Source organism: Marinobacter sp., from assembly GCF_041687235.1.
GTDB lineage: Bacteria > Pseudomonadota > Gammaproteobacteria > Pseudomonadales > Oleiphilaceae > Marinobacter.
In genome coordinates this window covers 149,988-173,518 of the sequence record NZ_JAWLCH010000008.1, presented here as the reverse complement: position 1 = coordinate 173,518, position 23,531 = coordinate 149,988, and the positions used below count along the sequence as shown (strand labels likewise).

The 23,531-nt window shown below is 60.5% G+C and carries 22 protein-coding genes; 4 read left to right on the top strand and 18 right to left on the bottom strand.

Features of this window, described 5'->3' with window-relative positions; translation table 11 throughout:
- Positions 1-15: 15 nt before the first annotated feature.
- Positions 16-669: a peptide-methionine (S)-S-oxide reductase MsrA gene (msrA, locus tag ACESMK_RS13165; RefSeq protein ID WP_372999418.1), complete on the bottom strand. Its 654-nt coding sequence runs from the start codon at positions 667-669 to the stop codon at positions 16-18.
- Positions 670-781: 112 nt separating this feature from the next.
- Positions 782-1,963 (bottom strand): chromate efflux transporter, encoded by a 1,182-nt coding sequence (gene chrA, locus ACESMK_RS13160; RefSeq protein WP_372999414.1) that lies wholly within the window; start codon positions 1,961-1,963, stop codon positions 782-784.
- A 165-nt stretch (positions 1,964-2,128) separates the two neighbouring features.
- Here chrA and ACESMK_RS13155 point away from each other — a divergent pair, with 165 nt between their 5' ends.
- A complete protein-coding gene (locus ACESMK_RS13155; RefSeq protein ID WP_372999411.1) occupies positions 2,129-3,103 on the top strand; it encodes a metallophosphoesterase in 975 nt (324 codons plus the stop codon).
- Here the strand turns inward: ACESMK_RS13155 and ACESMK_RS13150 are convergent.
- The 3 genes from ACESMK_RS13150 to ACESMK_RS13140 form a co-directional block, all read right to left on the bottom strand.
- Positions 3,100-3,582, bottom strand: a complete 483-nt coding sequence (locus tag ACESMK_RS13150; protein WP_372999408.1) for a CDP-archaeol synthase — start codon at positions 3,580-3,582, stop codon at positions 3,100-3,102. The genes ACESMK_RS13155 and ACESMK_RS13150 overlap by 4 nt on opposite strands.
- A 27-nt stretch (positions 3,583-3,609) precedes the next feature.
- Positions 3,610-4,986 (bottom strand): class II fumarate hydratase, encoded by a 1,377-nt coding sequence (locus ACESMK_RS13145; RefSeq protein WP_372999405.1) that lies wholly within the window; start codon positions 4,984-4,986, stop codon positions 3,610-3,612.
- A gap of 64 nt (positions 4,987-5,050) precedes the next feature.
- On the bottom strand, positions 5,051-5,335 hold the full coding sequence (locus ACESMK_RS13140) for a hypothetical protein (protein WP_372999402.1): 285 nt from the start codon (positions 5,333-5,335) through the stop codon (positions 5,051-5,053).
- A 195-nt stretch (positions 5,336-5,530) separates the two neighbouring features.
- Between ACESMK_RS13140 and ACESMK_RS13135 the strand changes: the two genes are divergently transcribed.
- The 3 genes from ACESMK_RS13135 to ACESMK_RS13125 are packed head-to-tail and all read left to right on the top strand — an operon-like array spanning position 5,531 to position 9,032.
- Complete coding sequence (locus tag ACESMK_RS13135; protein ID WP_372999398.1) at positions 5,531-7,021, top strand: response regulator; 1,491 nt, start codon at positions 5,531-5,533, stop codon at positions 7,019-7,021.
- The gene (locus ACESMK_RS13130; protein WP_372999395.1) at positions 7,021-7,662 is read left to right on the top strand and encodes a LuxR C-terminal-related transcriptional regulator; all 642 of its coding nucleotides are present in this window, start codon (positions 7,021-7,023) and stop codon (positions 7,660-7,662) included. Before ACESMK_RS13135 ends, ACESMK_RS13130 begins: the two co-directional genes overlap by 1 nt.
- The gene (locus tag ACESMK_RS13125) at positions 7,659-9,032 is read left to right on the top strand and encodes a sensor histidine kinase (RefSeq protein ID WP_372999392.1); all 1,374 of its coding nucleotides are present in this window, start codon (positions 7,659-7,661) and stop codon (positions 9,030-9,032) included. The genes ACESMK_RS13130 and ACESMK_RS13125 overlap by 4 nt, the downstream gene beginning before the upstream one ends.
- On the opposite strand, the gene ACESMK_RS13120 is transcribed toward ACESMK_RS13125, so the two are convergent.
- The 13 genes from ACESMK_RS13120 to ACESMK_RS13060 form a co-directional block, all read right to left on the bottom strand.
- Positions 9,004-10,128, bottom strand: a complete 1,125-nt coding sequence (locus ACESMK_RS13120; protein WP_372999389.1) for an OprO/OprP family phosphate-selective porin — start codon at positions 10,126-10,128, stop codon at positions 9,004-9,006. The two genes, ACESMK_RS13125 and ACESMK_RS13120, sit on opposite strands and share 29 nt — an antisense overlap.
- Positions 10,118-10,702, bottom strand: coding sequence for a DUF4956 domain-containing protein (locus ACESMK_RS13115; protein ID WP_372999386.1), 585 nt, complete (start codon positions 10,700-10,702; stop codon positions 10,118-10,120). The genes ACESMK_RS13120 and ACESMK_RS13115 overlap by 11 nt, the downstream gene beginning before the upstream one ends.
- Positions 10,686-11,444 carry a polyphosphate polymerase domain-containing protein gene (locus ACESMK_RS13110; protein WP_372999383.1) on the bottom strand — a complete coding sequence of 253 codons (759 nt, stop codon included), beginning with the start codon at positions 11,442-11,444 and terminating at the stop codon, positions 10,686-10,688. Before ACESMK_RS13110 ends, ACESMK_RS13115 begins: the two co-directional genes overlap by 17 nt.
- Complete coding sequence (locus ACESMK_RS13105) at positions 11,441-13,228, bottom strand: CotH kinase family protein (protein ID WP_372999380.1); 1,788 nt, start codon at positions 13,226-13,228, stop codon at positions 11,441-11,443. The genes ACESMK_RS13110 and ACESMK_RS13105 overlap by 4 nt, the downstream gene beginning before the upstream one ends.
- A 113-nt stretch (positions 13,229-13,341) precedes the next feature.
- Entirely contained in the window at positions 13,342-15,108 is a 1,767-nt protein-coding gene (locus tag ACESMK_RS13100; protein ID WP_372999377.1) for a NahK/ErcS family hybrid sensor histidine kinase/response regulator, read from the bottom strand.
- On the bottom strand, positions 15,092-16,255 hold the full coding sequence (ercA, locus tag ACESMK_RS13095) for an alcohol dehydrogenase-like regulatory protein ErcA (RefSeq protein WP_372999374.1): 1,164 nt from the start codon (positions 16,253-16,255) through the stop codon (positions 15,092-15,094). Before ercA ends, ACESMK_RS13100 begins: the two co-directional genes overlap by 17 nt.
- Before the next feature lie 44 nt (positions 16,256-16,299).
- Positions 16,300-18,240 carry a prolyl oligopeptidase family serine peptidase gene (locus tag ACESMK_RS13090; RefSeq protein WP_372999371.1) on the bottom strand — a complete coding sequence of 647 codons (1,941 nt, stop codon included), beginning with the start codon at positions 18,238-18,240 and terminating at the stop codon, positions 16,300-16,302.
- On the bottom strand, positions 18,206-19,342 hold the full coding sequence (pqqE, locus tag ACESMK_RS13085; protein WP_372999368.1) for a pyrroloquinoline quinone biosynthesis protein PqqE: 1,137 nt from the start codon (positions 19,340-19,342) through the stop codon (positions 18,206-18,208). Before pqqE ends, ACESMK_RS13090 begins: the two co-directional genes overlap by 35 nt.
- Complete coding sequence (gene pqqD / locus ACESMK_RS13080) at positions 19,339-19,614, bottom strand: pyrroloquinoline quinone biosynthesis peptide chaperone PqqD (protein WP_372999365.1); 276 nt, start codon at positions 19,612-19,614, stop codon at positions 19,339-19,341. Before pqqD ends, pqqE begins: the two co-directional genes overlap by 4 nt.
- Positions 19,614-20,369 carry a pyrroloquinoline-quinone synthase PqqC gene (pqqC, locus tag ACESMK_RS13075; RefSeq protein ID WP_372999362.1) on the bottom strand — a complete coding sequence of 252 codons (756 nt, stop codon included), beginning with the start codon at positions 20,367-20,369 and terminating at the stop codon, positions 19,614-19,616. Before pqqC ends, pqqD begins: the two co-directional genes overlap by 1 nt.
- Complete coding sequence (pqqB, locus tag ACESMK_RS13070) at positions 20,366-21,295, bottom strand: pyrroloquinoline quinone biosynthesis protein PqqB (RefSeq protein ID WP_372999359.1); 930 nt, start codon at positions 21,293-21,295, stop codon at positions 20,366-20,368. Before pqqB ends, pqqC begins: the two co-directional genes overlap by 4 nt.
- Before the next feature lie 53 nt (positions 21,296-21,348).
- The gene (gene pqqA / locus ACESMK_RS13065; RefSeq protein WP_007153157.1) at positions 21,349-21,420 is read right to left on the bottom strand and encodes a pyrroloquinoline quinone precursor peptide PqqA; all 72 of its coding nucleotides are present in this window, start codon (positions 21,418-21,420) and stop codon (positions 21,349-21,351) included.
- 335 nt (positions 21,421-21,755) lie between these two features.
- Positions 21,756-23,276 (bottom strand): aldehyde dehydrogenase family protein, encoded by a 1,521-nt coding sequence (locus tag ACESMK_RS13060; RefSeq protein ID WP_372999357.1) that lies wholly within the window; start codon positions 23,274-23,276, stop codon positions 21,756-21,758.
- Between the last annotated feature and the right edge of the window lie 255 nt (positions 23,277-23,531).

The following is a 23,531-nucleotide window of genomic DNA, read 5'->3' as shown; positions in this document are numbered from 1 at the left end:
CCATGGTCTGCCTCCTCAGGCGATGCTGCCTGTGTCGTTATCTGTGTATTCCGGCTTCAGGCGGTCACCATAACTGTCCGCGAGCTTCTCCATTTTCGGGGCGGCCACGGCCATAATATAAGGCTGGTATGGATTCCGGGCTGCAAAATTCTGGTGATATTCCTCCGCCGGGTAGAATGCCTCCAGTGGCTCCAGCGTTGTGACGATGGGATCCGGGTAGACGCCCGCCTGATTCAACTGGTGGATATAAGCCTCCACCACCCGCCTCTGTTCCGGGGTCTCGTAAAAGACAGCCGAGCGGTACTGAGTCCCTCTATCATTGCCCTGGCGGTTCAGCTGGGTGGGGTCGTGGGCAACCGAGAAAAATACCTTGAGCAACTCGCCGAAACTGATCCTGGCCGGGTCGTAGTGAACATCCACCACCTCGGCATGCCCCGTGGTACCCGAGCACACAGCCTCATAATTCGCGGAGCTTGAGTGCCCCCCGGCGTACCCGGACTCTACGCTGACAACGCCATCAAGAGCCAGGAAAACCGCCTCAACGCACCAGAAACAGCCTCCGGCCAATACAATTCGCTGTTCGCCCCCGGCCGCTGGCAAATCCTGCTCCGGATCGGGAAAACGGCTACGGGGTACGTTCAGACCGGGAATACTGCACGATGTCGACATGGTGACCTCTGCGTTCAAATTGTCTGCCTGTAACGGCTCGATTGTGGCTGGAAAACCGTGGATTTGCCAACCCGCGTACCGGTTCAGGCAAACGGGTAATTATGTACGCTGGTCAGGACAGCAGGATCACTCCGGCCAGCGCACTCAACGGCGCCAGCAGCCAGACCGGAACCCGCCAGACGGCCAGACACAGCCACAGAATCAACACCAGCCCCAGATCACTGGCATCATGGACAGCCGAGGCCCAGACCGGATCATAAAGAGCCGCCAGAAGCAGCCCCACAACACCGGCATTCACACCAGCCAGGGCCGCCCTCGCCCGGCGATGCTCCCGCAGCCAGCTCCATAAGGGGAGACCGGCGAATACCAACAGGGTTCCCGGCAGGAAAACGGCGATGACAGCAACCACACCACCGATAACGCCGCCCTGGGCACCGCCCAGAAAGCCTGAGAAGGAAAACAGTGGCCCCGGCATGGCCTGGGCTGCCCCGTAACCGGCCAGGAAGGTGTCGGCCGGCATGGCGCCGGATGCCACAAAGCCTTCCTGTAGCCAGGGCAGCACAACGTGCCCACCGCCGAAGACCAGGGCACCGGCCCGGTACAATTCGGCGCCGATCCAGCCAAGACTGCCCGGCGCCTGAGGCAGGAAAGAAACCAGCAAAAGCCCCAGAAAAGCCGCGGCAAAGAGCGCGGGTTTACGGGACTGCAGTGGCACATGCAATGGCTCGGAAGCTCGGTCACTGCCAAAACCCAGAAAGGCGCCTACGGCCCCGGCAACCGCCAGGGCCAGAATCTGCATCCAGGTTTCGCCAAACACCAGCAGGCTCACCGCAACCAGCAGCGCCATGGCGACTCTGGGCCGGTCGGGACACAGGCTTCGCCCCATCTGCCAGACCGCCTGTGCCACCACGACCACCACGAACAGCTTCAAACCATGAATCCAGCCACCGCTGCCGGCCTCCGGCCAGGCACTCAAACCCAGAGCAAAGCCGATCATGATCAGCGCCGACGGCAGGGTAAACCCCAGCCAGGCGGCGAACGCACCAGTGTATCGCCCACGCAGGAAACCAATGGTCAGGCCTACCTGGCTGGACGCCGGCCCGGGCAGCAGCTGGCACAGGGCGACAATTTCTCCATAGGCACTGTCCGACAGCCACTGACGGCGTTTTACAAATTCGTCGTGGAAGAATCCGAGATGGGCTGCCGGCCCGCCGAAAGAGGTCAGGCCGAGCCGGAGGAATAACAGGAAGATTTGCCAGGCAGACAGCTTCTCAACGCCTTCGTGTTCAGTCATAAATACTCTGATTCAGTTCCTTGTCCGGTTCGGCCGTCATTGTGTCATCAAACATGAACATTATGTCGTTTTGGTTGCATACCTTCGAGGGCCATCCATAATGACAGACAGGGTTTGCCACTTTGCACATCGGCCATGCCCGGCTCGGCATACAAGGGAAGAAAAATGACGGCAAGGGCTCGCACACCGGAAAATCAGGATGAACTCCTGGAATACCGCCTGAGCCTGAGGCTCGGTCCTGTTCACGCCCGCCAGAGGCTCGGGATTGAACGGGAAGCTGAGGCGAAGGTATTCGGGCAGGATCACAGCTCCTTCCACCTGGAAAACTGGGCCACGGCGCCCGGCTTTATCCGTACCTGCCTCCGACTGGTCGGTCTGTGGGGGCGGGGCCAGAGCAACAGCCTCCGCCTGAACACCGTGCACAACCGTTTTCACCTTCCCAACCTGCCAGCCGCCTTTGAAGGCTACCGTATTCTCCACCTGACCGATCTGCATGTGGACATGGACGAAGCCAACCTGCAGGCGGTGCTGCGCCAGATCGAGCCGCTGGATTATGACCTGTGCGTGCTGACCGGGGATTACCGGAAACTGACCTGGGGCCCCATCGAGGACGCCCTGGACGGTATGGCACGGCTACGGGATGGCATAAAGGGCAAGCCTTACGCCGTGCTCGGTAACCACGACAGTGTTCGCATGGTTCCGGCACTGGAGGATATGGGCTACCAGCTTCTGATGAACGAAATGGCGCCCCTGGAGCGGGAGGGACAGACTCTGTACCTGGCGGGCGTGGACGATGCCCACTTCTTCAGAGTCCACAACCTGCATCAGGCGGGGGACAAGATCCCCCCCGGGGGAACCAGCATCCTGCTCAGCCACACGCCGGAGATCTGGCGCGAAGCTGCCCACGCGGGCTACGACGTGTTTCTGTGCGGCCACACTCATGGAGGCCAGATCTGCCTGCCCGGAGGCATTCCGGTAACCCTCGATTCTGACTGCCCGCGCACCCTCGGCCGAGGCTACTGGCGGATGAACGGGATGCAGGGTTATACCTCGCCCGGCTCGGGTACCTCGGTGGTCAACGTTCGGCTGAACTGCCCGCCGGAGGTGACCCTTCATACCCTGACCCGCGGCCCCGATTAATGGGGCTGCCGGCGGATGCCGAGACGGTAGAGCAGCGGTGAACCAAAAATGTTCGACAGGGTAAAAAGCGCCACCACAATCAGCACCACCCAGACGCTGACGGGCAGCCACCACATTGCCAGCAGCATGGGCAGGAGCGCTTCCGGGATCTGATCCAGGCCAACCGCCCTGGCACTGGACACAAGGCCGAGGCGACGCTTGATAAAGCTGCTCAGGATATCACCCGCCAGCCCCAACAGGCCGAACAACAGCCCGAAAACGAATCCCGGCCCGGTCGCCAGGGCAAACAGGGCGCAGGCCAGGGCTCCGGAAATCACGCCCCGCCAGGTTTTACTTTCCCCAAATACGGGGCGGCCGTCGGACCACAATCGCCCCCCATCCACCGGCGCCGACCAGCGATTCTTGAGCAGCCCCGCGGCAACCACCGGTGCTCCGTTGGCCAGCACCAGCATCACAAACAGCTCCAGGGTAATCAGCAAGCGTGTGCGCCTCTCTGCAACCGCCAGTCAGGCGATACCGCCCCGGGTCAGCTTGAGCGGGTCCATGAGCTCCTCAAGCCGTTCTCGGCCCAGACCACTGCGCTCTTCGGCAACATCAATGACCGGACGCCCCGTTTTATAGGCTTCTTTGGCAATATCCGCCGCCAGGCTGTAACCGATTTCCGGGTTCAGCGCTGTCACCAGCACCGGATTCCGGCCCACGCCTGCGTTCAGGTTGTCAGCATTGACCGTGAAGTCCCTGATGGCCTTGTCCGCCAGCATGATGGCAGCGTTGGAGAGCAGATCCGTCATGTCCAGCAGATTACCGCCTACCAGGGGCAGCATCACGTTCAGCTGGAAGTTTCCGGACTGGCCGGCAATGGCCACGGCGCCGTCCAGCCCCATCACCTGCGCACCGACCATGGCAACGGATTCCGGGATAACCGGGTTCACCTTGCCAGGCATGATGCTGCTGCCCGGCTGTAATGCCGGAAGACTGATTTCAGCCAGGCCGTGAATGGGACCACTGTTCATCCAGCGCAGATCGTTGGCGATCTTGGTGAGCACGATCGCCACACCTCTCAGTTGGGCAGAGAGCGCCACCGGAGCATCGACCGCGCTTTGGCCCGTGAACTTGTGCTCCAGGCTGGTGAAGGGATAGCCGGTATTGCTACGCAAGAACTTGACGAACTGACCGGCAAATTCCGGCAGCGCATTGATCCCGGTACCCACGGCTGTTCCGCCCTGGGGCACAGCCAGCAGTTCGTCGGCAGCCGCTTCCACACGCTTTTCCACCGCCAGCAATTGCTCACGCCAGGTCTTCAATTCCTGTCCCAGGGTGACCGGCATGGCATCCATCAGATGGGTACGACCGGTTTTGACCTGGCTGGAAAACGCCGCTTCCTGCTCGTAAATCACACCACAAAGGTGTGACAGCGCCGGCAGAAGCTTTTCCTTGGCCGCAACCACAGCGCTGACATGGATAGCGGTAGGGATCACATCGTTGGAGCTCTGGCTCATGTTCACGTGATCATTCGGGTGTACTTCGAAACCGGCGTTGCGGGCGAGACTGGCTATCACCTCGTTCACATTCATGTTGGTGCTGGTACCGGAGCCGGTCTGGTAACGGTCCACCGGAAACTGATCGGCATACTCGCCTTTGACCAGGCTCTCGCAGGCCTCGGCAATGGCATCCCGGAGGTCGTTTTCCAGCAGCCCCAGGCTGGTATTGGCCTCGGCCGCAGCACGCTTGATCTGGGCAACGGCGGCAATGAAGGCCTGCGGCATCGGCTGGCCACTGACCGAAAAATTTTCCACTGCCCGTTGGGTTTGCGCGCCCCAGAGCGCATCAGCGGGTACCTGGACGTCTCCGAGGCTGTCGGTTTCCGTTCTGAATTCGCTCATGCTCCCTCCTGTCCGTTAGCACTTCGGGCCCAAAAGGCGTGTACGTCACACCCCCGACCATGGCTCAGCCGCTGCCCTGGGATCTCAGGCGGACATGGTCGCAGATGCCGGTAACCTGTTCAAAGTTCAGGATCAGGGTGTGGACAGTGTTGGTATAGGTATCGTGCAGATGGAACTTATACCGGCGCTGCTTTTCACCCTGCAGAAATCCGTCATACTCGCGCACCAGTTCCCTCACATCGCCCCCGGAGTCCTTGCTCCAGGTCGCATTGAACGGGCCCAGCACAGCACCGCCGGCCAGGCAGATCGTCACTTCGTGATTCGTCAGACCATTTTCCGGAATTGTCATGGTTGTCTCCCTTTCAACGAGCCTCGTGATAAGTGTAGTCGCTCCTGCATACGAAACAGTGCCAAATGCCAAGGCTGTCACAGAACCGCACACCCATGGCCTCTCAAACCCCGTTTGTAGGAAATTCCTACACGATCAGGCAGCCGCTGTTGCTAATCTCTCCGGAACGCCCATCCAGCAGGAACATGCGCAATCATGGCCATCAACGGAGCAGCGGAGGTCATTCTCCGTTATGACGACGAGCACGACCGGGAATATTTCGAAGCGCTCTTCGGCAACGACTTCACCATTCAGTCGTTCACATCCGATCAGCCAGCCCGGGATCACCTCTGCCTGTCGACCAAGCCGCCCGCTGCCATTGTCCTGATTCCCGACCGACCCGACGGCCATCTTCAATCGCCACTTCTTGCAGAAGCGCGGGACCACCACCCCGGGGTGCTGAAAATTCTGATGGGCGATGCAATTTCCCTGAACCTTCTGGTAACCCTGCTTGACGACCAGTTGATTGATCGCTGTTTCGAGCAGCCGGTGAACGCCGATATGGTTCGCTCCCACGTACTCACCGCCGCATTAACCCGGGGCGAGGCATCCCCCTCCCCGGTTCCGGAACAAGCCGGAGCTGGCGCCAGGCCGGCGATTCTGATCGTGGATGATGAACCAACAGCCACACGGTATCTGGCCAGACAACTGGAGCGCATGCAGAATCAGTTCCGGGTGCTTTGCGCCAGCAGCGCTGAAGAGGCGCTGGAGACCCTCAGGAATGCCAACGGTGATGTTGCCGTGGTGATGACCGACCAGAGAATGCCGGGCATGCACGGAAAAGAGCTGCTGGATGAACTCCGGCAGTCGTACCCCGCCATTGTCCGTATTCTCACGTCGGCCTGGGGTGAAGTGGATGTGGCACTGGACGCCGTCAACGAGGGCCGCATTTTCCGATACCAGAAAAAGCCCTGGAACGCTGGCGAGTTGCTGGCTCTGTTCCGCAAGGCGCTGGCCCGTCATCGTGCCCTGGTTTCCGCGCGGAACAGCTCCCTGTCACAGGCGGAACAGCAATTTGCAGAACTGCGCCAGCAGCGTCATGCCAGGCTGCTTGAGCATCTTTCAGAACCTGTGGACAGATTAGCCGGAGCGCAGGTGACCGCTGATTTCCTCGATTCCCTGGCCACCATCCGGACCTTACCGGCCCTCCCGTCCCATCTGCGGGCAAGCCGGGAGACCCCGCTCGAACACGAACTGGTACGAGATTTTGGCGACCTGGTGCGCAGGCAACTCGATGCCCTGGAACGGTCACCCGAAGCCGCGCCCCTGAACCGGTCAATGTTTGACCTGGCTATGGCGAACGCATCGGAGGCGTCCACCAGGTCAGCGGCGGACCAGACACCACTGTCGGCTCTGTGTCAGTCACTGACCATCCTCCTCACGGCCTCGGGGCTGAACCACAGCCATCTGAACATCGAACAGGACGACACCAGCCTTGGTGTCACCCCCGCCAGCGCCCTTCACATGTACAGCCACCTGCTGGCGCCGATTACCCGGCTTTCCCGACCCTTGCTGGAGCAACAGACCGCCCTGTTACTGCTTCACGTAACCGCCCGACTGTTGGGTGGCGGGATTGACGTGGCGGGCGGTGACCAGAGCCTCAGGCTGAGCCTCAGGCTGCCGGCCGCTCCGGAACCTGAGTTCTGATGTTGGCAGGACAGCGCAGGCTCAGGCTGTACGTCACCATCGGGCAACGCCTGCTGCGTGACAGCTTGCTGTTCCAGATCCTGTTGCACGACGACGTCGAACTGGTAGGCGAATCGGAAACCGGGGTAGACACCCTGAACCGCCTTCACACAACCCGCCCCGGCGTACTGCTGATCGAAGAAAACCTGCAGGACAACGACGGCCTTACCATTGCCGAGCACGCCCTGACCCTGAACCCGGCCTTGTCGGTATTGCTGATTTCCGACACGCCAGTCAGCACCGGGCGAATGGCGATATACCTGGAAGCGGGTATCAAGGCAGTGGTCTCCAAACACCAGCCGATCCAGGAACTGATCAAGACCCTGTTCTACATTCGCGGCGGGCAGGTTTATGTGGGCAACTGGCAGCACAAACCAGCGGCGGGGGCCCTGGGCGCCTTCGAGGCCCTGTCCGGACGGGAACGGGAAGTCGCGCAGCTGATGGCCCGCCGAACCCCGGTCCGGGATATCGCCGGCCAGCTTGGCGTATCCTGCAAGACCGTTCACTCCTACAAGGACCGGATTTTCGTGAAAATGGGCTTCGAACGCCTGCCTGAGCTGATCCTCTTCATGCAACGACACCAACACGGAGCGGCCGAGTGAAACTGCTTTCCGGCATGGACCAGATTCGTCAGCTGCCCCCTTACCGGCAGCGGCGTTTCGAACGCTTTTACCGCACCCAGTACCGGTACCGGGTGCTGCCACTGTTCGCGGATGTCTACCTGGTTATTGCCTTCATAGGCACACTGCTGTTTCTGGGTGGACTGGCCCTGAACCCGGAGGCCCCGGACGTTTTCGGCATCTATCTGATCTATACCACGATCCTGACCCTGCTGATGGCCGCCCATCGGTTCACCCGCCTGCGCCGCGCCGCGCCCATGATTGTCTACCTGGTATTTTTCAACATGGCGGCGTTCAGCTATCTGGGATACATGACGACCGGCGCATCGCTTGCCCCCATTGTGGGCTTGTTCTTTTTTATCAGTTCCGTGGGCATCATCACCCTGTCCCTGCTCCACACCAGTCTGATTATCCTGATCAACCTGGTGATGCTGGTGTTGTCGACGTTCGTGGCCGTGGACAGCCACCATGTGACCGAAACCCTGATCGGTATCCTGACCAACTGGCTGATTCTGATGTGCCTGGTGGTCGCGCCCCTGTCGGCCTGGTTTCTGTCACAGTTTCTTCGCAACCTGCTGGCCCTGCAGTTTTTGCTGCGAGACCGAAATCGCCAGTTGTCCCGGACACTGGAAACCCTGGCAATCACCGAGGACAGGCTGGCCCAGGAACAGAAACACCAGGCCCTCAGCCACATGGCCAAGGGGCTACTGCACGAAATCATGAACCCGTTGAACTGTGCCAGCCAGGCGGTGGATTTTGCCAGTGCCGTGAACCGGGATTCGGAGGTGGCAGAAGCCTTGACCGACGCCAGCACTCATCAAAAACGCATCGCCGATATTGTCTCCGACCTGATCGAATTCTCCCGACCGGTGCCGGAACACAACCTGGAAGTGGCAGACCTCGGAAAACTGATCAACACGGCAATCCGGTTCTGCCGGCACCAGCTCAGGGATGTTGAACTGCACCTGGATATTCCCGAAGGGACCCTCCTGCCCTGTTATCCATCTGCACTGACCCAGGTATTCGTCAATCTGTTACTCAACGGCGTTTCCGCCGTCAGTGGCAGCCAACGCCCCGGTCGAATCGACATCACCGCCAATACCACGGGCGGGTCCCACAGGGTCCGGATCCGGGATAACGGCCGGGGCATTGCCCCGGACGATATCAAGCGTCTCACCGACCCCTTCTATTCCACCAGCGACACACCGGACAACCTGGGACTCGGCCTGAGCATTTGCCAGACCATTATGCGCCATCACAAGGGCAGCATGTCCATTGCCAGCGAGCTGGGCCAATGGACACAGGTTACCCTGACACTGCCTTCTAGAAGCGAAGGACCGAACGCAGGGTAATCGCGTTTCCATCAGGGTTGTCCATCAGGGTATTGCCGGTTATGTCCGGCAGCAGGTAATTCAGGCGCACCTGAAACTGCGTGTTCAGGTACCAGGCCAGGCCAAGCAGCGTCACGCTCGCCTCGGCACCCACGCCCCGCTGCCGAAGGTCCACCGCACTGTGGCGGGCGACCAGTTCCAGAGCACCGGCCCGGTTCCGGGGTTCCACCCGGTCAAACTCACCCCGGTGGTAATGGCGCTGGTCACTGGTCAGGAACAGACTGGCCTGCAGATAGGCGCCACTGAACTGCCAGCGCACGCCGTTGGTTCGCCGTACCTCCTGAGCCATTGCTTCGGCCGTCAGGGTCAGGCGCCCGGAAAGCCAGGCGGCTTCAAGCCCCGCCAGCCAGGCATCCCGGGCATCGAACCTGGGGCTCCGGATCACATTGTCGGCGCTGAACACTTCCCCCTCATCCTTGATCTGAAAACGACTGTCGCCGAGGTCACGGAAGGAGGCCGCGGCGCCCAGATGGAGCGTCTGGCTCTCCGAACGAATAACGGCGCGGGTCAGCCTGGCGGTTATCGCACGGGTGGAGCCGCCATCGGGCTCGTCGGTAAACAGGCCCAGTGACCAGGTGCCGCGTTTGCGGTACCGCCCGGCCATAACACCGGTGGAACGACCCGGTGCGAACGCAGAGGTCACCAGAGAGCGCTCGCTGGTATTCAGACTGGCGTAGCTGGTCAGGCGTTCCAGGCCAAAAGGCTCTTTGAAGCGCCCCATCTGGGCCTCAAACCGGCTCGGGCCGTCGTACAAAAGGTAGGCATCGCCCAGATCCAGCTCCTTCTTGTCACCTTCGATCTTGTAGCTGCCATCCAGCTCCGCTTCCCAGCGCTTCCCCCAGGCCAGCTCCAGTTCAACTCTGGCGTTACGGAGCACACCTCTGGTTGTGCTCTGCTTGCCGTCTTCATCATGGAAGGCTCCGTAATGGTCGACACCGGCCGCGATGTAGCCACCCAGCTCTGCTTCCAGCGGGGAAGCCATGACGAGCAGAGGCTGCAGCATAAATGCCAGCGTCAGGCCGATGACCAGCAATGCCCATTTCAGCTCAGCGAGCATGACCAGCCTCCCGGCGAAAGTGCATTCGCAACATCGCGGTGTCACGCAGGTAACTGACTGACACCACATCCACCCGAAACACATCCAGACCGGTGCGCTCGCGCAGATCCGCTATAAGGAGGTCCCGGCGTTGATGATGGATGTTCTCGATCTTTTCGTACTCGACCTCCCTCTCGCTGTGCTGCGGCAACAGCACGCGGGTTTCCAGCACCAGGGCCAGAATAATCACCAGCAGGTTGAGCGATATCAGTTCCGCGTGATGCATGGTGCCCACCGCCGCCAGCAGCGCCATGGCAATGACCAGAAACAGGTAGGTCATTTCCTTGATACCCAGGGCCTCGGTGCGGTACCGAAGCATTGAGAATACCGCGAACAGCCCAAAGGCGAAGCCCATGGTCACGGTGACAGAGTGCAGCAGAGCCGTCACCAGGAATACGCCGACGCCGAACAGGATGAACGAGGCGGCATTCTCCCGATGGCGGGAAAAGGCGTAGTAGCAACGAATAAGCACAAACACCGAGACGGTGTTGATCAAAAGCCGGATCGCAAAATGGAAATCAACTGCAGATTCCATGGAGGCTCCTTAACAGCGGTTTGAAGCGATTGGTTTTGTATTCGTGGCCAAACAGCAGTCCGGTCCCGACACAGTACTTGCTGAACTGCACCGGCCGGCAGCCAAGCTGGCCAAGACGATCGAGAAAGGGTGAGAAAGGGACTTTGCGGTCGTATTTGACCTCGACTATGGCGATCTCAGGCAGATTTACGCCGCACCTGCGATCCGCGGAGTGAAAAGCCAGAGCGGTGTCCAGGGTGATGCGCTCGGTTCCAGGGGCGTTCATCAGGGTGACCCGGCGATAGCCAACAAAAAGAGCCGGTAGCATCCCTGCCGCCGGTTGGCCCAATTGCGCTTCCAGGAAAGGGAAGACCCGGTTTTCCGCGACGGTCTTTGATGTCAGGAGCAACCGGTTCTTGATGGTTCGTGCCCGGTTACTCTTTTTCTTCACCTCCAGAAAGCTGGCACCCGTCTCGCGGTAATGTCGGATGCGGAGTTTGTACCGGTTGAGCTTGCCGTTGTGGTGATCAAGGTAGAGCCGACGACCGGGCGTATCGAAATACAGGGTGTCGTAGGTGAACCGTCGGCTTCCCTCTATCTCCAGCATCGTATAGTCGTGCTCCAGCCCTCTGAGGCAGGTGCCGAGCAAGCGGGTCGGCACCATGAACTTGGTGTCGACCCGGTTCATCAGCCGGGCCTGCATCTGATCCGCCAGGGAGTGCCCGCCGAAAACATCCAGCGGGCCGGCTACAGCCATATTCATTGCAGGCCGGCCCCGTATTCCAGGGTCGCATCCAGTGTCAGTTCCACATCGCCTTCAGCGGAGCCGGTCCCTGCCCTGCTTATGGCCATGCTGCCCTCGGCGCCCAGGGCCAGAGTGCGGACATCACCAGGCATACTCTCATCCACTTCGAACAGCAGGGCGTTGGTAGCAAACCCGTGGAACCGGTGTGTGCCGGGCACATAGTCCGAAGCCTCGATAAACAGCTGCAAAACATAGGGCTTGAAGTTGTCGTTGATGTCCGCGCCGATCAGCAGCAGGCTGATGACCGCCGGCTTCGATTCCCGGTCGACTGAATACACCAGACTGTCCACTTCAAAGGCGGCAAAGGTCAGGCTCGCGTTGACCGCCTGGCCGCCGGGCAGCGTGAAACGAAATGCCCCGGTGTCGGCACCCGCCTCGGATTTGACCGAACCAGTCAGACGGGTGGTAACCGGGGCACCACAATCCGGTTGCGTATCCTCAAGCCGGTACACTTCACCAGACGGTATTTCTTCGGCAATGGCTTGCTCAATGACGGCTCTGCGAGCCGGCCGGAAATCGCTATCACCGGCCTCGCCCTGGCCGCTGACAAAGGCCTTCAAGCTGGCAACGGCCTTTGTGCCGGTGCCTGTTAACTGACGGATTCGTTCCACTTCCGCCAGCAGCTCAGCCTCGTTCCACTGGGTCGTCAACAGGTTCTCAAGCTCGGCCACATACCGCGCCCGATATTCGGGAATGGCGAACAGACGGTCTGCCAGCGAGAAATTGCGATAAAGCACACCGGTCAGCGGTTTCAGGGGATGCTCCCCACGAAACGCGGTGTCCGGCCCCCAGGGAATGAAATGGAACAGGCCGTCCCCGGGATCCCGGTAGATGTGGAAATTGTTGGCATTGCCAGTTGCAGAGTCCCAGGAGCCCAGCAGCGTTTCCACCGCCCAGAACCGGATAAACTCATCCACATCCACCAGCTGCGGTAGCACGTTCATCATCTGCTCGTCGGGGAGCGCGAGCGCATCGGTAACCGCCTGCAGGTCGGTCCGGTCGTTTTCTTTCTCGTTGGTCTTTTTCTCGAAACGCTGGCTCAACCAGGTTCCGAAATCCGCCGTCTGGGCTTCGTACTGGTTGCCGTCATCATCACCGAAAGCTCGGGCCAGAAAGGGCTTTTTGATCGGCTCGACGTTGGTGAACACGCCCAGATCCTCACCGTTCACGGTCACTCTGGCGTAGTTGCATTCCGGAGCCGCAAGGCCAGCCTGTCGGAACTGATCGTAGGCCAGACACTGACGGGCGTTGGATGGATCCTGGCGATTGTTGTTGAGGGTCATCCGGGTCATGTTCTGGTAGGTCCGGCCCGGCCAGAGATCGTCAAAGTCCAGCTTCAGGGAGGGAATGCTGGGGCTCAGGGAGCCCATGTAGCCTTTCTTGCGCACGATCACCCGGTCCATGCGATCACCGTCGATGGTGACGCTGGCGTTGAATTCCGAATACTCGAATTCCGGTACACATTCCCGGTCGGTGCTGGCCAGGGTTCGCGCCTCGGATCGCAGCTTCTGGAAGTCGTCGGCATTCATGCTGACCGCCACCTCGATCAGTCGGTCAGGATCATAGAGTTGAGCGTCTCCCCCGATGTTCACAGGCTCGGCCGGGGGCTCGAAATCGGAGGGGCTGGACGCCTCGGTATCGCCACCCCCACCACAGCCACCCAGCAGCACAGACACGATAATGGCCAGCCACCATGGACGGCACCCGCGACCGGTTGTCCGGCCAATCATTGTTGTTTTCATCTGTTACTCCCTCAGATGTTTGACACATGCCGGTATCGGAACCGGTTGAGGGAGTATTCCGCGAAGGGTCTGGAAGTGTATGTAAGAAGGTCTTACAGGGTTGCCGGGCAACCTCAGTTGGACGCCGACGCCAGCAGACTGGTCATCAGGGCTCTGAGCCGGTTGGGCTTGACCGGTTTGTTCAGGATCGGCAGATACTGGGCGCGCAGTAGTTTGCGGGTATCATCACTGCGGTCGGCAGTAATGATGGCAGCGGGAACATCCTTGCCGAGGTAGCGGCGCACGCCGTGCACGGCGTCATAGCCAGTCCGTTCGTTATTCAGGTGGTAGTCCGCCAGGATGATAGCCGGGCTCCGACCAGTCTGTTCCAACACGGCCACCGCTTCGGATTTGCTGGCGGCGGTTAGCACCTCACACCCCCATCGCTCGAGCAGTAATTGCATGCTCTCCAGCACCGCCGGTTCGTTGTCAATGACCAGTACCGGCACCCCGTCGAAGCCATCAGCAAAGGACTGTAGGGCGTCGGCGCGATGCAGTTCCGGACGCGCCTGCTCAGGCTCCAGTGGCAGGGTCAGGACGAAACGGGAGCCACGACCAGGCCGTGAGGCCACGTTGATGTCGTACCCCAAAACCCGGACCATCCGCTCGACAATGGCCAGTCCCAGGCCCACGCCCTGCCGGCCACCGGTACCCTGCGGCAGCAGTTGGTGGAATTCGGTAAAAATGTCCCGGAGTTTGTCTTCCTCAATGCCGACACCGGTGTCCCAGACTTCGATCCGGAGCCTGTCGCCTCTCGGCCTCAGGGCCATTACCACACCGCCCTCGCGGGTGTAGCGGAAGGCATTGCTGAGCAGATTTCGGAGAATTCGTGTCAGCATGCGCTGATCGGTCCGGACCATCGCCGGGACCACCCGGACCCGGAAGCCCAGCCCGGCATTGGCGGCAACGGCCTCAAACTCCTCACCCAGGGATCGGGCCAGGGCGGCCACATCGGTATACACCAGGTCCGGCTTCATCGCCTGCTGGTCAAGTTTGGAAATATCCAGCAGATCCGCCAGCAGGTCCTCGGCGCCCTCAAGGGCCCGGTGTACCTGATGCACCATGCGGGTTTCCTGTTCCGGCAGGGTGCTGTCCTGAAGCGCGGAAATCATCAGTCGGGCGGCGTTCAGGGGCTGGAGCAGGTCATGGCTGGCCGCCGCAAGATACTTGTCCTTGCTGCGGTTTGCTTCTTTGGCCGTCTCCATGGCCACCACCAGCTCCCGCTCAACCTTCTCGCGCTCCTCAATCTGGTAGCGCAGGCCAACATTGGCATTTTGCAGGGCTTCGGTGCGCTCCTCTACACGCCGCTCCAGCGTGGTATTCAGTTGCTCCAGTTTCTGCCTGGCGAGGACCCGCTCGGTAATGTCGGCCACGAAGGCTTCCACCACTTCCGGCCCCAGGTCGGGCCGCCGCAACAGGGTAATGGCAACGTGAACCGGGGTTCGGTCCGCCCTCTGGAAACGGGTCTCCCGGGCGCTGAGGCTGCCTTCGTCGAGGAGTTCCTGACGTATGGCATCGAATTCGCTGGCACTGCAAAACAGCTGTTCCCGGAGCCGGATGACCTTTTCAGTGAGTTCTTCGGGACTGACGTAACCACAGATTCTTGCCATCGCCGGATTGCAGGCCAGAAAGCCGCCCCGGAGGTTGGCCTGAAAGATACCGTGCAGGGCATTCTCGAACAGCCACTTATAGCGGTTGCGCTCCTGCTCGAGCTCATCAATACGTTCCTGCAGGGCCGGGTAATAATTCTTGCGCACAGACTGGCTGCCCAACCCGAGAAGATCGCCAATTCCATAGCCACTGTCGCGCTGGTCGTCCTGTAGTTCAGAGCGCTTCTTCATAGACAACCTGGACATCCCGCAATGACGACTTCCGGGGGTTCGTGAGAATGCACGGATCCTGCAGCGCAAATCCCGACAGGTAGGGAATATCGGATACGCTGACCCCCAACTGGGCCAGCCGTGCTTCCAGCCCGACCCGACGCTTGAGCTCCACAATTCGCTTCATCAGACGCTTCTTGATTTCCGGTTTGCCCATGCCACGGGTATCAATATCCATGGCTTCAGCGACCCGGCGGAAACGGTCTTCGGCAGACTGGAAGTTGTAGGCCACCACGTGTTCCAGCAGTAATGCATTACACAAGCCGTGCGGCAGGTCCAGAAACCCGCCCAGGCTGTGGGACATGGCATGCACCGCGCCCAGAATGGCATTGGAGAACGCCAGCCCCGCCTGCATGGAGGCCAGCATGATCTGTTCCCGAAGGTAGGGGTCTGCCGTGTTGTCTACCAGAGGTTCCAGATTCCGGTTGATCAGCCGGATAGCCTCCAGGGCATGGGTGTCCGTCAGGGGGCCGCTACCGGTGGACACATAGGCCTCAATGGCGTGTACCAGGGCATCGACGCCGGTGCAGGCGGTGAGGTAGGCATCCATGGTTTCAGTGACTTCCGGATCAATCAGGGACACGTCCGGCACCACTGCCTTGCTGATGATCGAGAACTTGAACCGGCGACTGGGGTCGGAAATGATCGCAAACTGGGAAACATCCGCCGACGTACCCGCGGTGGTCGGGATCAGTATCAGGGGCGGGGACGGATTGGTGATGGTGTCCACGCCCTCGAATTCCAGAATATTGCGCCCGTGGGTGGCCACAATACCGATGCCCTTGGCGCAGTCCATGGGGCTTCCGCCACCGATGGCCACAATGACATCACACTCACTCGATTTGTAGAGCTCGGCACCGGTCATCACCTCATCCACCTTGGGATTGGGTGAAACACCGGTGTACACGGTGGAGCGAATACCTGCATCCGTCAGCAGTGTCGCAATCTCGTTGACCCAGCCTGCAGCAGCCACACCCGGATCCGACACCAGGAACACATGCCGGGCACCGAAATTACTGGCGAAATTGGCCACAGACTTCCGGGAACCGGCACCAAACACGATTTCCGGTGACACAAACTTTCTAAGGGTAGAGATATCGTGACTCATCAGACTGCGCTCGACCGCTTGTTGTTATAGGAATAGCCGAGAGTTTAACTCAAGTTCTCCGCCCGTTCATTGGCCTTTTGGCTATGCTTTCTGTAGAAACTGAACATCCATTCGAGCATGCCGGCCTGATTGGCCTGATGACGAAAACCGTGCCCCTCCTGTTCGAACCAGTGCAATTCCGGAGCCCGACCTGCCGCTTTCATGGCATCAATCATGGCCCGGGTCTGTTCGGGCACCACCACGCGGTCCTGCCCGCCCTGGAAGAAGATCATGGGCGAGGTAATACGATCGGCATGATACAACGGGGTTCGCTCCCGCCAACGTTCGGGGAAGTCCTCGGGGGCGCCCAGCAGCCAGTCCAGGTACCCGGATTCGAAGCGATGGGTCATGGCCCGCAATCGCAGCGGGTCGGTGACCCCGAACATGCTGGCACCGGCGGCAAAACGCCCGCTACGGATCATCGCCATGAGCGCCGTGTACCCACCGGAACTGCGCCCCTGGATGAATACCCGGCGACCATCGGCCAGACCAAAGGAACCCAGATGATCCGCGGCCCGCTCCATGTCCTCCACATCCACCTCGCCCCATCGGCCTTTCAGCGCCAGTCGGAAAGCACGGCCAAAGCCACTGCTGCCACGGTAATTGATTTCGGCAACGGCAAAACCACGCTGGCACCAGTATTGAATCTGAGGATTGAACACCGGATAGGCTGCGGAGGTGGGCCCGCCATGGGCGATCAGAATCAGCGGCGGCAATTCTGCCGAGGCGAGCCTGGGTGTGTAGAAAAATCCATGGATGGCGGCTGCACCGGGATCCAGTGCCGGTACCTCGATATCCAGTGGGAGTGCTGCACGAACGCCTGGCATGGCCTCCTCGCCACCGGCAATGGTATCGGCCTGTCCGGTCTGCAGATCAATCCTGAGAATGGCGTCGAGGCGGGTTGCTGATCGGCCAATGCAGTACAGACTGCCGCCGACTGCCTGGAGGCACCGGAAATCGCCATAGTCCCGGGCAACCCGGGTTTCGTTCCCGGTCTTGCCGGACGTCAGCCAGAGTTCGCCGGTGCCGTTGCAGTAACGCACACGGGCCCAGCCACCGGCGCCTGTCGGGCAATGATGGGATTCGCCCAGCTGCCAGGGGGCATTGGCATGATCCCGCGCCGGTGACCCGCCCGGGTACCAGCCACCGTCGCCCAGGGTATGGACGCGCCAGGGCTGCCACCAGCCATCATGGTCAGACAACACCCAGAGTTCGTTGCCATCGAATACCGGCTGTTGGACCGACGCTTCAGAGGGAGTCGGCCAGTCCCGGCACTGATCCGGAAACCCGGTACTGCTCAGGTACGCCGTCCAGAGCCGGGTGCGCACCCAGGGCATATCCGGCAGTTGCCAGCTAGCCCAGGCCAGACGATGGCCATCGGCCGAGATTGCCGGCGCGCTGTAAAAGTCCTGGCCAGAGTGAAGCAGCGTCTGTCCGCCCTGCAGGGACACTGCCACCAGTTGCTGATGACCATCGGCCTCCCGGACCGCCAGCACACGTTGGCGCGTTTTATCCGCAACCAGCCCGCCAAAAGCTGCGTCCGGATCATCGGTTAACCGGGTGCATTCACCGTCGGCGAGGCTTATAAACCGTATCTGCTGGTCCTCGCCAACCACAAAGACGCCATTATCCGTGGCCGCCAGAGCACCGCCACCATAACCGTTCACCCGGCTTTGGATCCCCAGAGGCTGAGGACCAAGGCGGGCCGGCCCGCGATCAGAGAGATGCCAGAGCGTATTGCAGCCCTGAGCAGGATCGGTTTGCAGCCAGAACACACCCGCTGAAGACACGACCAGTTCGCCACGCTGGATATGCGCCGCGCACGCTTCATAGGCACTCAGCGCTGTCTTGTCGGAGGCAAACTCTGACAGAGCAGAAACGGTGAGGGAGCCATCAGAGCCTGAAGAGCCATCAGCTCCTGAAGAATAGCCGGGAGTTGTCCGCATTTCGATAAACCAGTCCAGTCAGGCCGGCCGTGGCGTGATCGGCAGCTCTCCTCGCTGCCAGGATTCGATCATGATACGACGATTTGCTGCATACTGGATCTGCGTTATCGGCATTACCGGTCAAAAGATAGGCCTGACAGCGGCAGCCACCGAAGTCTTTCTCCTTCTCATCGCAGGAACGGCAAGGCTCCGGCATCCAGCTGTCGCCCCGGTAATGATTGAACCCCGGGCTGTCATACCAGATGCTTTGAAGATCCATGTCTCGGACATTGGGGAAGTCGATGGGTAGCAAACGGGCGCTGTGGCACGGCAATGCGGTGCCGTCCGGCGCGACCGTCAGGAACAGGTTGCCCCAGCCGTTCATGCAGGCTTTCGGGCGCTCTTCGTAGTAATCGGGCGTGACAAAGATCAGCTTCATGGCCGAGCCGGCTTGCTGCAGCCGTTCCCGGTACTGGTTCACTTCCTGTTCTGCCTTGACCAGTTGCGCCTTTGAGGGCATCAACCCTTCCCGATTTTCAAAGGCCCAGCCGTAATACTGGCAGGTGGCCAGCTCGACATAGTCCGCGCCCAGGCGCTCGCACAGGGACATGATGTCGTTCATCTGGTGGATGTTGTGACGGTGGATCACGAAGTTAAGCACCATCGGGTAGCCGGCTTCCTTGACCGCCCGGGCCATGGCCAGCTTCTGGTCAAAGGCTTTTCGGGAACCGGCCACCGCGTTGTTCAACTCCGGGTCGGACGCCTGGAAGCTGACCTGGATATGATCCAGCCCGGCCTCGGCAAAAGCGTCCACTTTGGCTTCCGTCAGCCCCAGGCCGGAGGTGATGAGGTTGGTGTAGTACCCGAGGTGCCGGGCTTCGGCAATCAGCTCTGCCAGGTCCTGTCGCACCAGGGGCTCGCCCCCGGAGAAGCCCAGTTGGGCCGCGCCCATTTTCCGGCCCTGCCGGAGCACGCTCACCCACTCCTCGGTGGTCAGCTCCTGTTGGGTCTGGGCAAAATCCAGCGGGTTGGAGCAGTAGGGGCACTGTAGCGGGCAGCGGTAGGTCAACTCTGCCAGCAGCCACAGGGGCGGCCCGGCATTGTGGGGGTTGGTACAGCTCATGACAGTTCGATCCAGTGTTGCTGCCGGGCATCCTGCAGAAACTCACTCACGTCCTTCCCCAGTGCTCCGGCGTTCGGAAACTGCTGTTCCAGGCTGGTGACGATATCCGCCACACTGCGCTGGCCGTCCACTTCATTGAGAATGGCACCGGCACTGCCATTGAGCTTCACCATCCCTTCCGGATAAAGCAGCACATAACTTTCCTGGGCCGGCTCCCACTGGAACCGGAACCCCCGGCGAAAACGCGGTACCTCATGCATACCCACCTCCATTACAGCCCCCGGTGCCAGACCTGTTCGTCGGTCACGGTGTGGTATGGCGGAGTACGGTGGCCGTAGGCCATGGTCATGGCATCCAGCATGGTCCAGAGGATATCCAGCTTGAACTGCAGGATCTCCAGGGCCCTGGCCTGCTGGGCCTCGGTGGTGAAGTGGTCCAGGGTAATGGTCAGACCGTGTTCCACGTCCCGGCGGGCTTCCGACAGGCGCTTGCGGAAGTAGCTGTAGCCACCCTCTTCAATCCAGGGATAGTGGGCGGGCCAGCTGTCCAGGCGGGACTGGTGGATTTCCGGGGCAAACAGTTCGGTCAGCGAGGAGCAGGCCGCCTCCTGCCAGGTCGCCCGGCGGGCAAAGTTCAGGTAGGCGTCCACCGCAAAGCGGACCCCCGGCAACACGTGGCGCTGGTCAATCACCTCGTCCCGGCTTAGTCCCACCGCCTCGGCCAGGGACAGCCAGGCTTCGATACCGCCGACATCGCCGTCGTGGCCATCGTGATCCAGAATCCGCTGCAGCCAGAGCCGGCGCACACTCGCATCCGGGCAGTTGGCCATGATCGCGGAGTCTTTCTGGGGAATCCTGATCTGGTAGTAGTACCGGTTGGCCACCCAGCCGCGGATCTGTTCGGGCGTGCACTGCCCGCCGTACATGGCTTTATGGTACGGGTGGTGGATGTGGTAATACTGGCCCTTGGCCCGCAGGGCCTGCTCGAAATCCGTCCGGTTCATGGCGGTGTTGGCTTTGGCGTTCATGGCTGCCCCGACAGGTCGATGTGCATTCCGTCCCAGGACACCTCGATGCCGTGGCGGGTCAGTTCCGCCCGCTCCGGCGAGTCCTCGTTCAGGATCGGATTGGTGTTGTTGATGTGGATAAGAATCTTGCGCTGGGCCGGCATGGCATCGAGCACCTCGATCATGCCGCCCGGGCCGCTCTGGGCCAGATGGCCCATAGCCTGTCCGGTCTTGGTGCCCACTTCCTGGCGGATCATCTCGTCGTCGTGCCAGACAGTGCCATCCACCAGCAATACATCTGCTTTTGCCATCCAGTCCAGAATACGCTGATCTGGTGCGCCCAGGCCCGGAGCGTACAGCACGGTCTGACCGGTGCGGGTGTCCTTCAGGAACAGGCCAATGTTATCGCCCGGGTGCGGGTTGTCCCGGCGCGGTGAATAGGGAGGCGCGTTGCTCAGCAGGGGGATCGCGGTCAGCTCAATGGACGGTGCGCAGGGAATGGTAAAGGGCGTCTGCTCGGATGCCTCAATCGGGCGCCAGTTCAGCCCACTGTTCCAGTGCTGGAGCATGGTGAACAGCGGAAAGCCTCCGCTGAGATCCTCATGCACCTGCTCGGTACACCAGACGTCCATTGGCAGCCCCTCGCGCAGGGACAACAAACCGGTGGTGTGGTCCACCTGGCTGTCCATCAGCACGATGGCATCGATACCGGTATCCCGCAGAGCCCGGGCCGGCTGCATCGCTTCAAACGAAGCCAGCTGGGCGCGAATGTCAGGGGAGGCGTTGAACAGAATCCAGTGCTCGCCGTCTTCACTGATGGCAATGGAAGACTGGGTACGGGCCCGGGCGTTCAGGGTGCCCTTACGGAAGCCGTCGCAGTTGGCGCAGTTACAGTTCCACTGGGGAAAGCCACCGCCTGCAGCGGAGCCCAGAACGTGAATCAACATGGTGGGTCACTCCACAAGCAAAACGGCCAGCTCGAGGCTGGCCGCTTCAGCACTCAGCGGTTGGCGAAGTACATGGTGACTTCGAAACCGATGCGGAGATCTTCGTAGGCTGGTTTGGTCCACATAATGCTCACCTCTATTGTCATGATTGTTAGCGCATTGCGGGTGAATCAACGACATTGCCGATAACCCAGTTCCCATCCTATCGGCCGGGGCAAGGGGCCAATATGGTACTTTGGAACTGTTTTGGTGCCTCCCTAGGTCGCACACGGGTGGCGGCAGAAACCGGCTCTGGCCTGAAACGAAAAAAGGCCCTGGGAAGGGCCAAAGAGAGTGACAGAAAAACCCGAACTCTCATCAGAGAGTCGCCCCCGGCCAGACACCGGGGGATGAAGGTGCACATCCGCTGTGCTGACTCACAGGCGGGCCCGTGTGGGAGGCCCGCTTACCGCTCACAGATTCAGAAGAAACCCAGCGGGTTGGTGTCGTAGCTGGTCAGCATGCACTTGGTCTGCTGGTAGTGCTCGAGCGCCATCTTGTGGGTCTCACGGCCGACGCCAGACTTCTTGTAACCACCGAAGGCAGCATGAGCCGGGTAGGCGTGGTAGCAGTTCATCCACACCCGACCGGCCTGGATGTTGCGGCCCATCCGGTAGGCGAGATTGGTGTCACGGGTCCATACACCGGCACCCAGACCAAACTCGGTGTCGTTGGCGATGGCCAGGGCTTCTTCCTCGGTCTTGAAGGTGGTAACACCCACAACCGGGCCGAAGATTTCCTCCTGGAACACACGCATCTTGTTGTCGCCCTTGAACAGGGTGGGCTGGATGTAGAAGCCGTTATTGAACTCTTCATCCAGATGCTCGCGGTCACCGCCGGTCAGCACCACAGCGCCCTCTTCCTTACCGATGGCAAGGTAGGACATGATCTTGTCGAACTGTTCCTTGGACGCCTGGGCACCCACCTGAACGTCGGTATCCAGCGGGTTGCCACGCTTGATCGCCTTGGTCCGCTGAACCACCTTCTGCATGAACTCTTCGAACATGTCTTCCTGGACCAGTGCCCGTGACGGACAGGTGCAGACTTCGCCCTGATTGAAGAACGCCAGCACCAGACCTTCCACGCACTTGTCGATGAATTCCGGCTCGGCCTTCATAACGTCGGAGAAGTAGATGTTCGGGGACTTACCACCCAACTCAACCGTCGACGGGATGATGTTTTCAGCCGCGCACTTGAGGATGTGGGAGCCAACCGGGGTAGAGCCGGTGAAGGCGATTTTGGCAATGCGCTTGCTGGTGGCCAGGGCCTGGCCGGCCTCGATGCCGTAGCCGTTCACGATGTTCAGTACGCCCGGCGGCAACAGGTCGCCAATGATTTCCATCAGAACCAGGATGCTGGCAGGCGTCTGCTCGGCAGGCTTCAGCACAGTGCAGTTACCCGCAGCCAGACAGGGACCCAGTTTCCAGGCCGCCATCAGAATCGGGAAGTTCCACGGAATGATCTGACCAACGACACCCAGGGGCTCATGGAAATGGTACGCCACGGTATTGTGGTCGATCTCGCCCATGTGGCCTTCCTGGGCACGCAGGCAACCCGCGAAATAGCGGAAGTGATCAGCAGCGAGGGGAATGTCGGCGTTCAGGGTTTCGCGCACGGCCTTGCCGTTGTCCCAGGTTTCGGCAACCGCGAGCTTCTCGAGGTTGGCTTCAATCCGATCAGCGATTTTCAGCAGAATGTTGGAGCGCTCGGTGGGTGAGGTCCTGCCCCACGCTGGCGCCGCCTTATGTGCTGCGTCCAGGGCCAGATCAATATCTTCGGCACTGGAACGCGGAATTTCACAGATCACATTGCCAGTCACCGGTGTGATGTTCTCGAAATACTGGCCTTTTACCGGGGCAACCCACTCGCCACCGATGTAGTTCTCGTAACGGGATTTGAAAGAAACGACGGAGCCATCCTTTCCTGGTTGTGCGTAGATCATGATCTCGACCTCTTGTTGTGTTTGTCGCAGGGCAACGCGGCCTTTCGCGTTTACCCATTCAATGTAGACCCCAATCCCCGAGGTTTGAATGATGCGATGGAGGCGAAAAACTCCTCCCTTGGTAGTAGATGGCTCGAAGGCCATGCCATCAGTGGCCCGGCTTCAAAATCACCCGCCGAAAATAAATGCACAGGAAAGGCCCTGATGGATGCACGAAAACAGTGCGCTCGCCCAGGCAAGATGCAAACCTGCCCG

Bases quoted from the DNA above. Each gene is read 5' to 3' on its own strand.
- ercA (WP_372999374.1), bottom strand. From the start codon at position 16,255: ATGAGTCACGATATCTCTACCCTTAGAAAGTTTGTGTCACCGGAAATC.
- ACESMK_RS13100 (WP_372999377.1), bottom strand. From the start codon at position 15,108: ATGAAGAAGCGCTCTGAACTACAGGACGACCAGCGCGACAGTGGCTAT.
- ACESMK_RS13140 (WP_372999402.1), bottom strand. From the start codon at position 5,335: ATGACAATTCCGGAAAATGGTCTGACGAATCACGAAGTGACGATCTGC.
- ACESMK_RS13155 (WP_372999411.1), top strand. From the start codon at position 2,129: ATGACGGCAAGGGCTCGCACACCGGAAAATCAGGATGAACTCCTGGAA.
- pqqC (WP_372999362.1), bottom strand. From the start codon at position 20,369: ATGAACGCCAAAGCCAACACCGCCATGAACCGGACGGATTTCGAGCAG.
- ACESMK_RS13120 (WP_372999389.1), bottom strand. From the start codon at position 10,128: ATGCTCGCTGAGCTGAAATGGGCATTGCTGGTCATCGGCCTGACGCTG.
- msrA (WP_372999418.1), bottom strand. From the start codon at position 669: ATGTCGACATCGTGCAGTATTCCCGGTCTGAACGTACCCCGTAGCCGT.
- ACESMK_RS13145 (WP_372999405.1), bottom strand. From the start codon at position 4,986: ATGAGCGAATTCAGAACGGAAACCGACAGCCTCGGAGACGTCCAGGTA.
- pqqB (WP_372999359.1), bottom strand. From the start codon at position 21,295: ATGTTGATTCACGTTCTGGGCTCCGCTGCAGGCGGTGGCTTTCCCCAG.
- ACESMK_RS13090 (WP_372999371.1), bottom strand. From the start codon at position 18,240: ATGCGGACAACTCCCGGCTATTCTTCAGGAGCTGATGGCTCTTCAGGC.
- ACESMK_RS13060 (WP_372999357.1), bottom strand. From the start codon at position 23,276: ATGATCTACGCACAACCAGGAAAGGATGGCTCCGTCGTTTCTTTCAAA.
- ACESMK_RS13110 (WP_372999383.1), bottom strand. From the start codon at position 11,444: ATGAATATGGCTGTAGCCGGCCCGCTGGATGTTTTCGGCGGGCACTCC.
- ACESMK_RS13135 (WP_372999398.1), top strand. From the start codon at position 5,531: ATGGCCATCAACGGAGCAGCGGAGGTCATTCTCCGTTATGACGACGAG.
- pqqE (WP_372999368.1), bottom strand. From the start codon at position 19,342: ATGAGCTGTACCAACCCCCACAATGCCGGGCCGCCCCTGTGGCTGCTG.
- ACESMK_RS13115 (WP_372999386.1), bottom strand. From the start codon at position 10,702: ATGGAATCTGCAGTTGATTTCCATTTTGCGATCCGGCTTTTGATCAAC.
- ACESMK_RS13130 (WP_372999395.1), top strand. From the start codon at position 7,021: ATGTTGGCAGGACAGCGCAGGCTCAGGCTGTACGTCACCATCGGGCAA.
- chrA (WP_372999414.1), bottom strand. From the start codon at position 1,963: ATGACTGAACACGAAGGCGTTGAGAAGCTGTCTGCCTGGCAAATCTTC.
- ACESMK_RS13105 (WP_372999380.1), bottom strand. From the start codon at position 13,228: ATGAAAACAACAATGATTGGCCGGACAACCGGTCGCGGGTGCCGTCCA.
- pqqD (WP_372999365.1), bottom strand. From the start codon at position 19,614: ATGGAGGTGGGTATGCATGAGGTACCGCGTTTTCGCCGGGGGTTCCGG.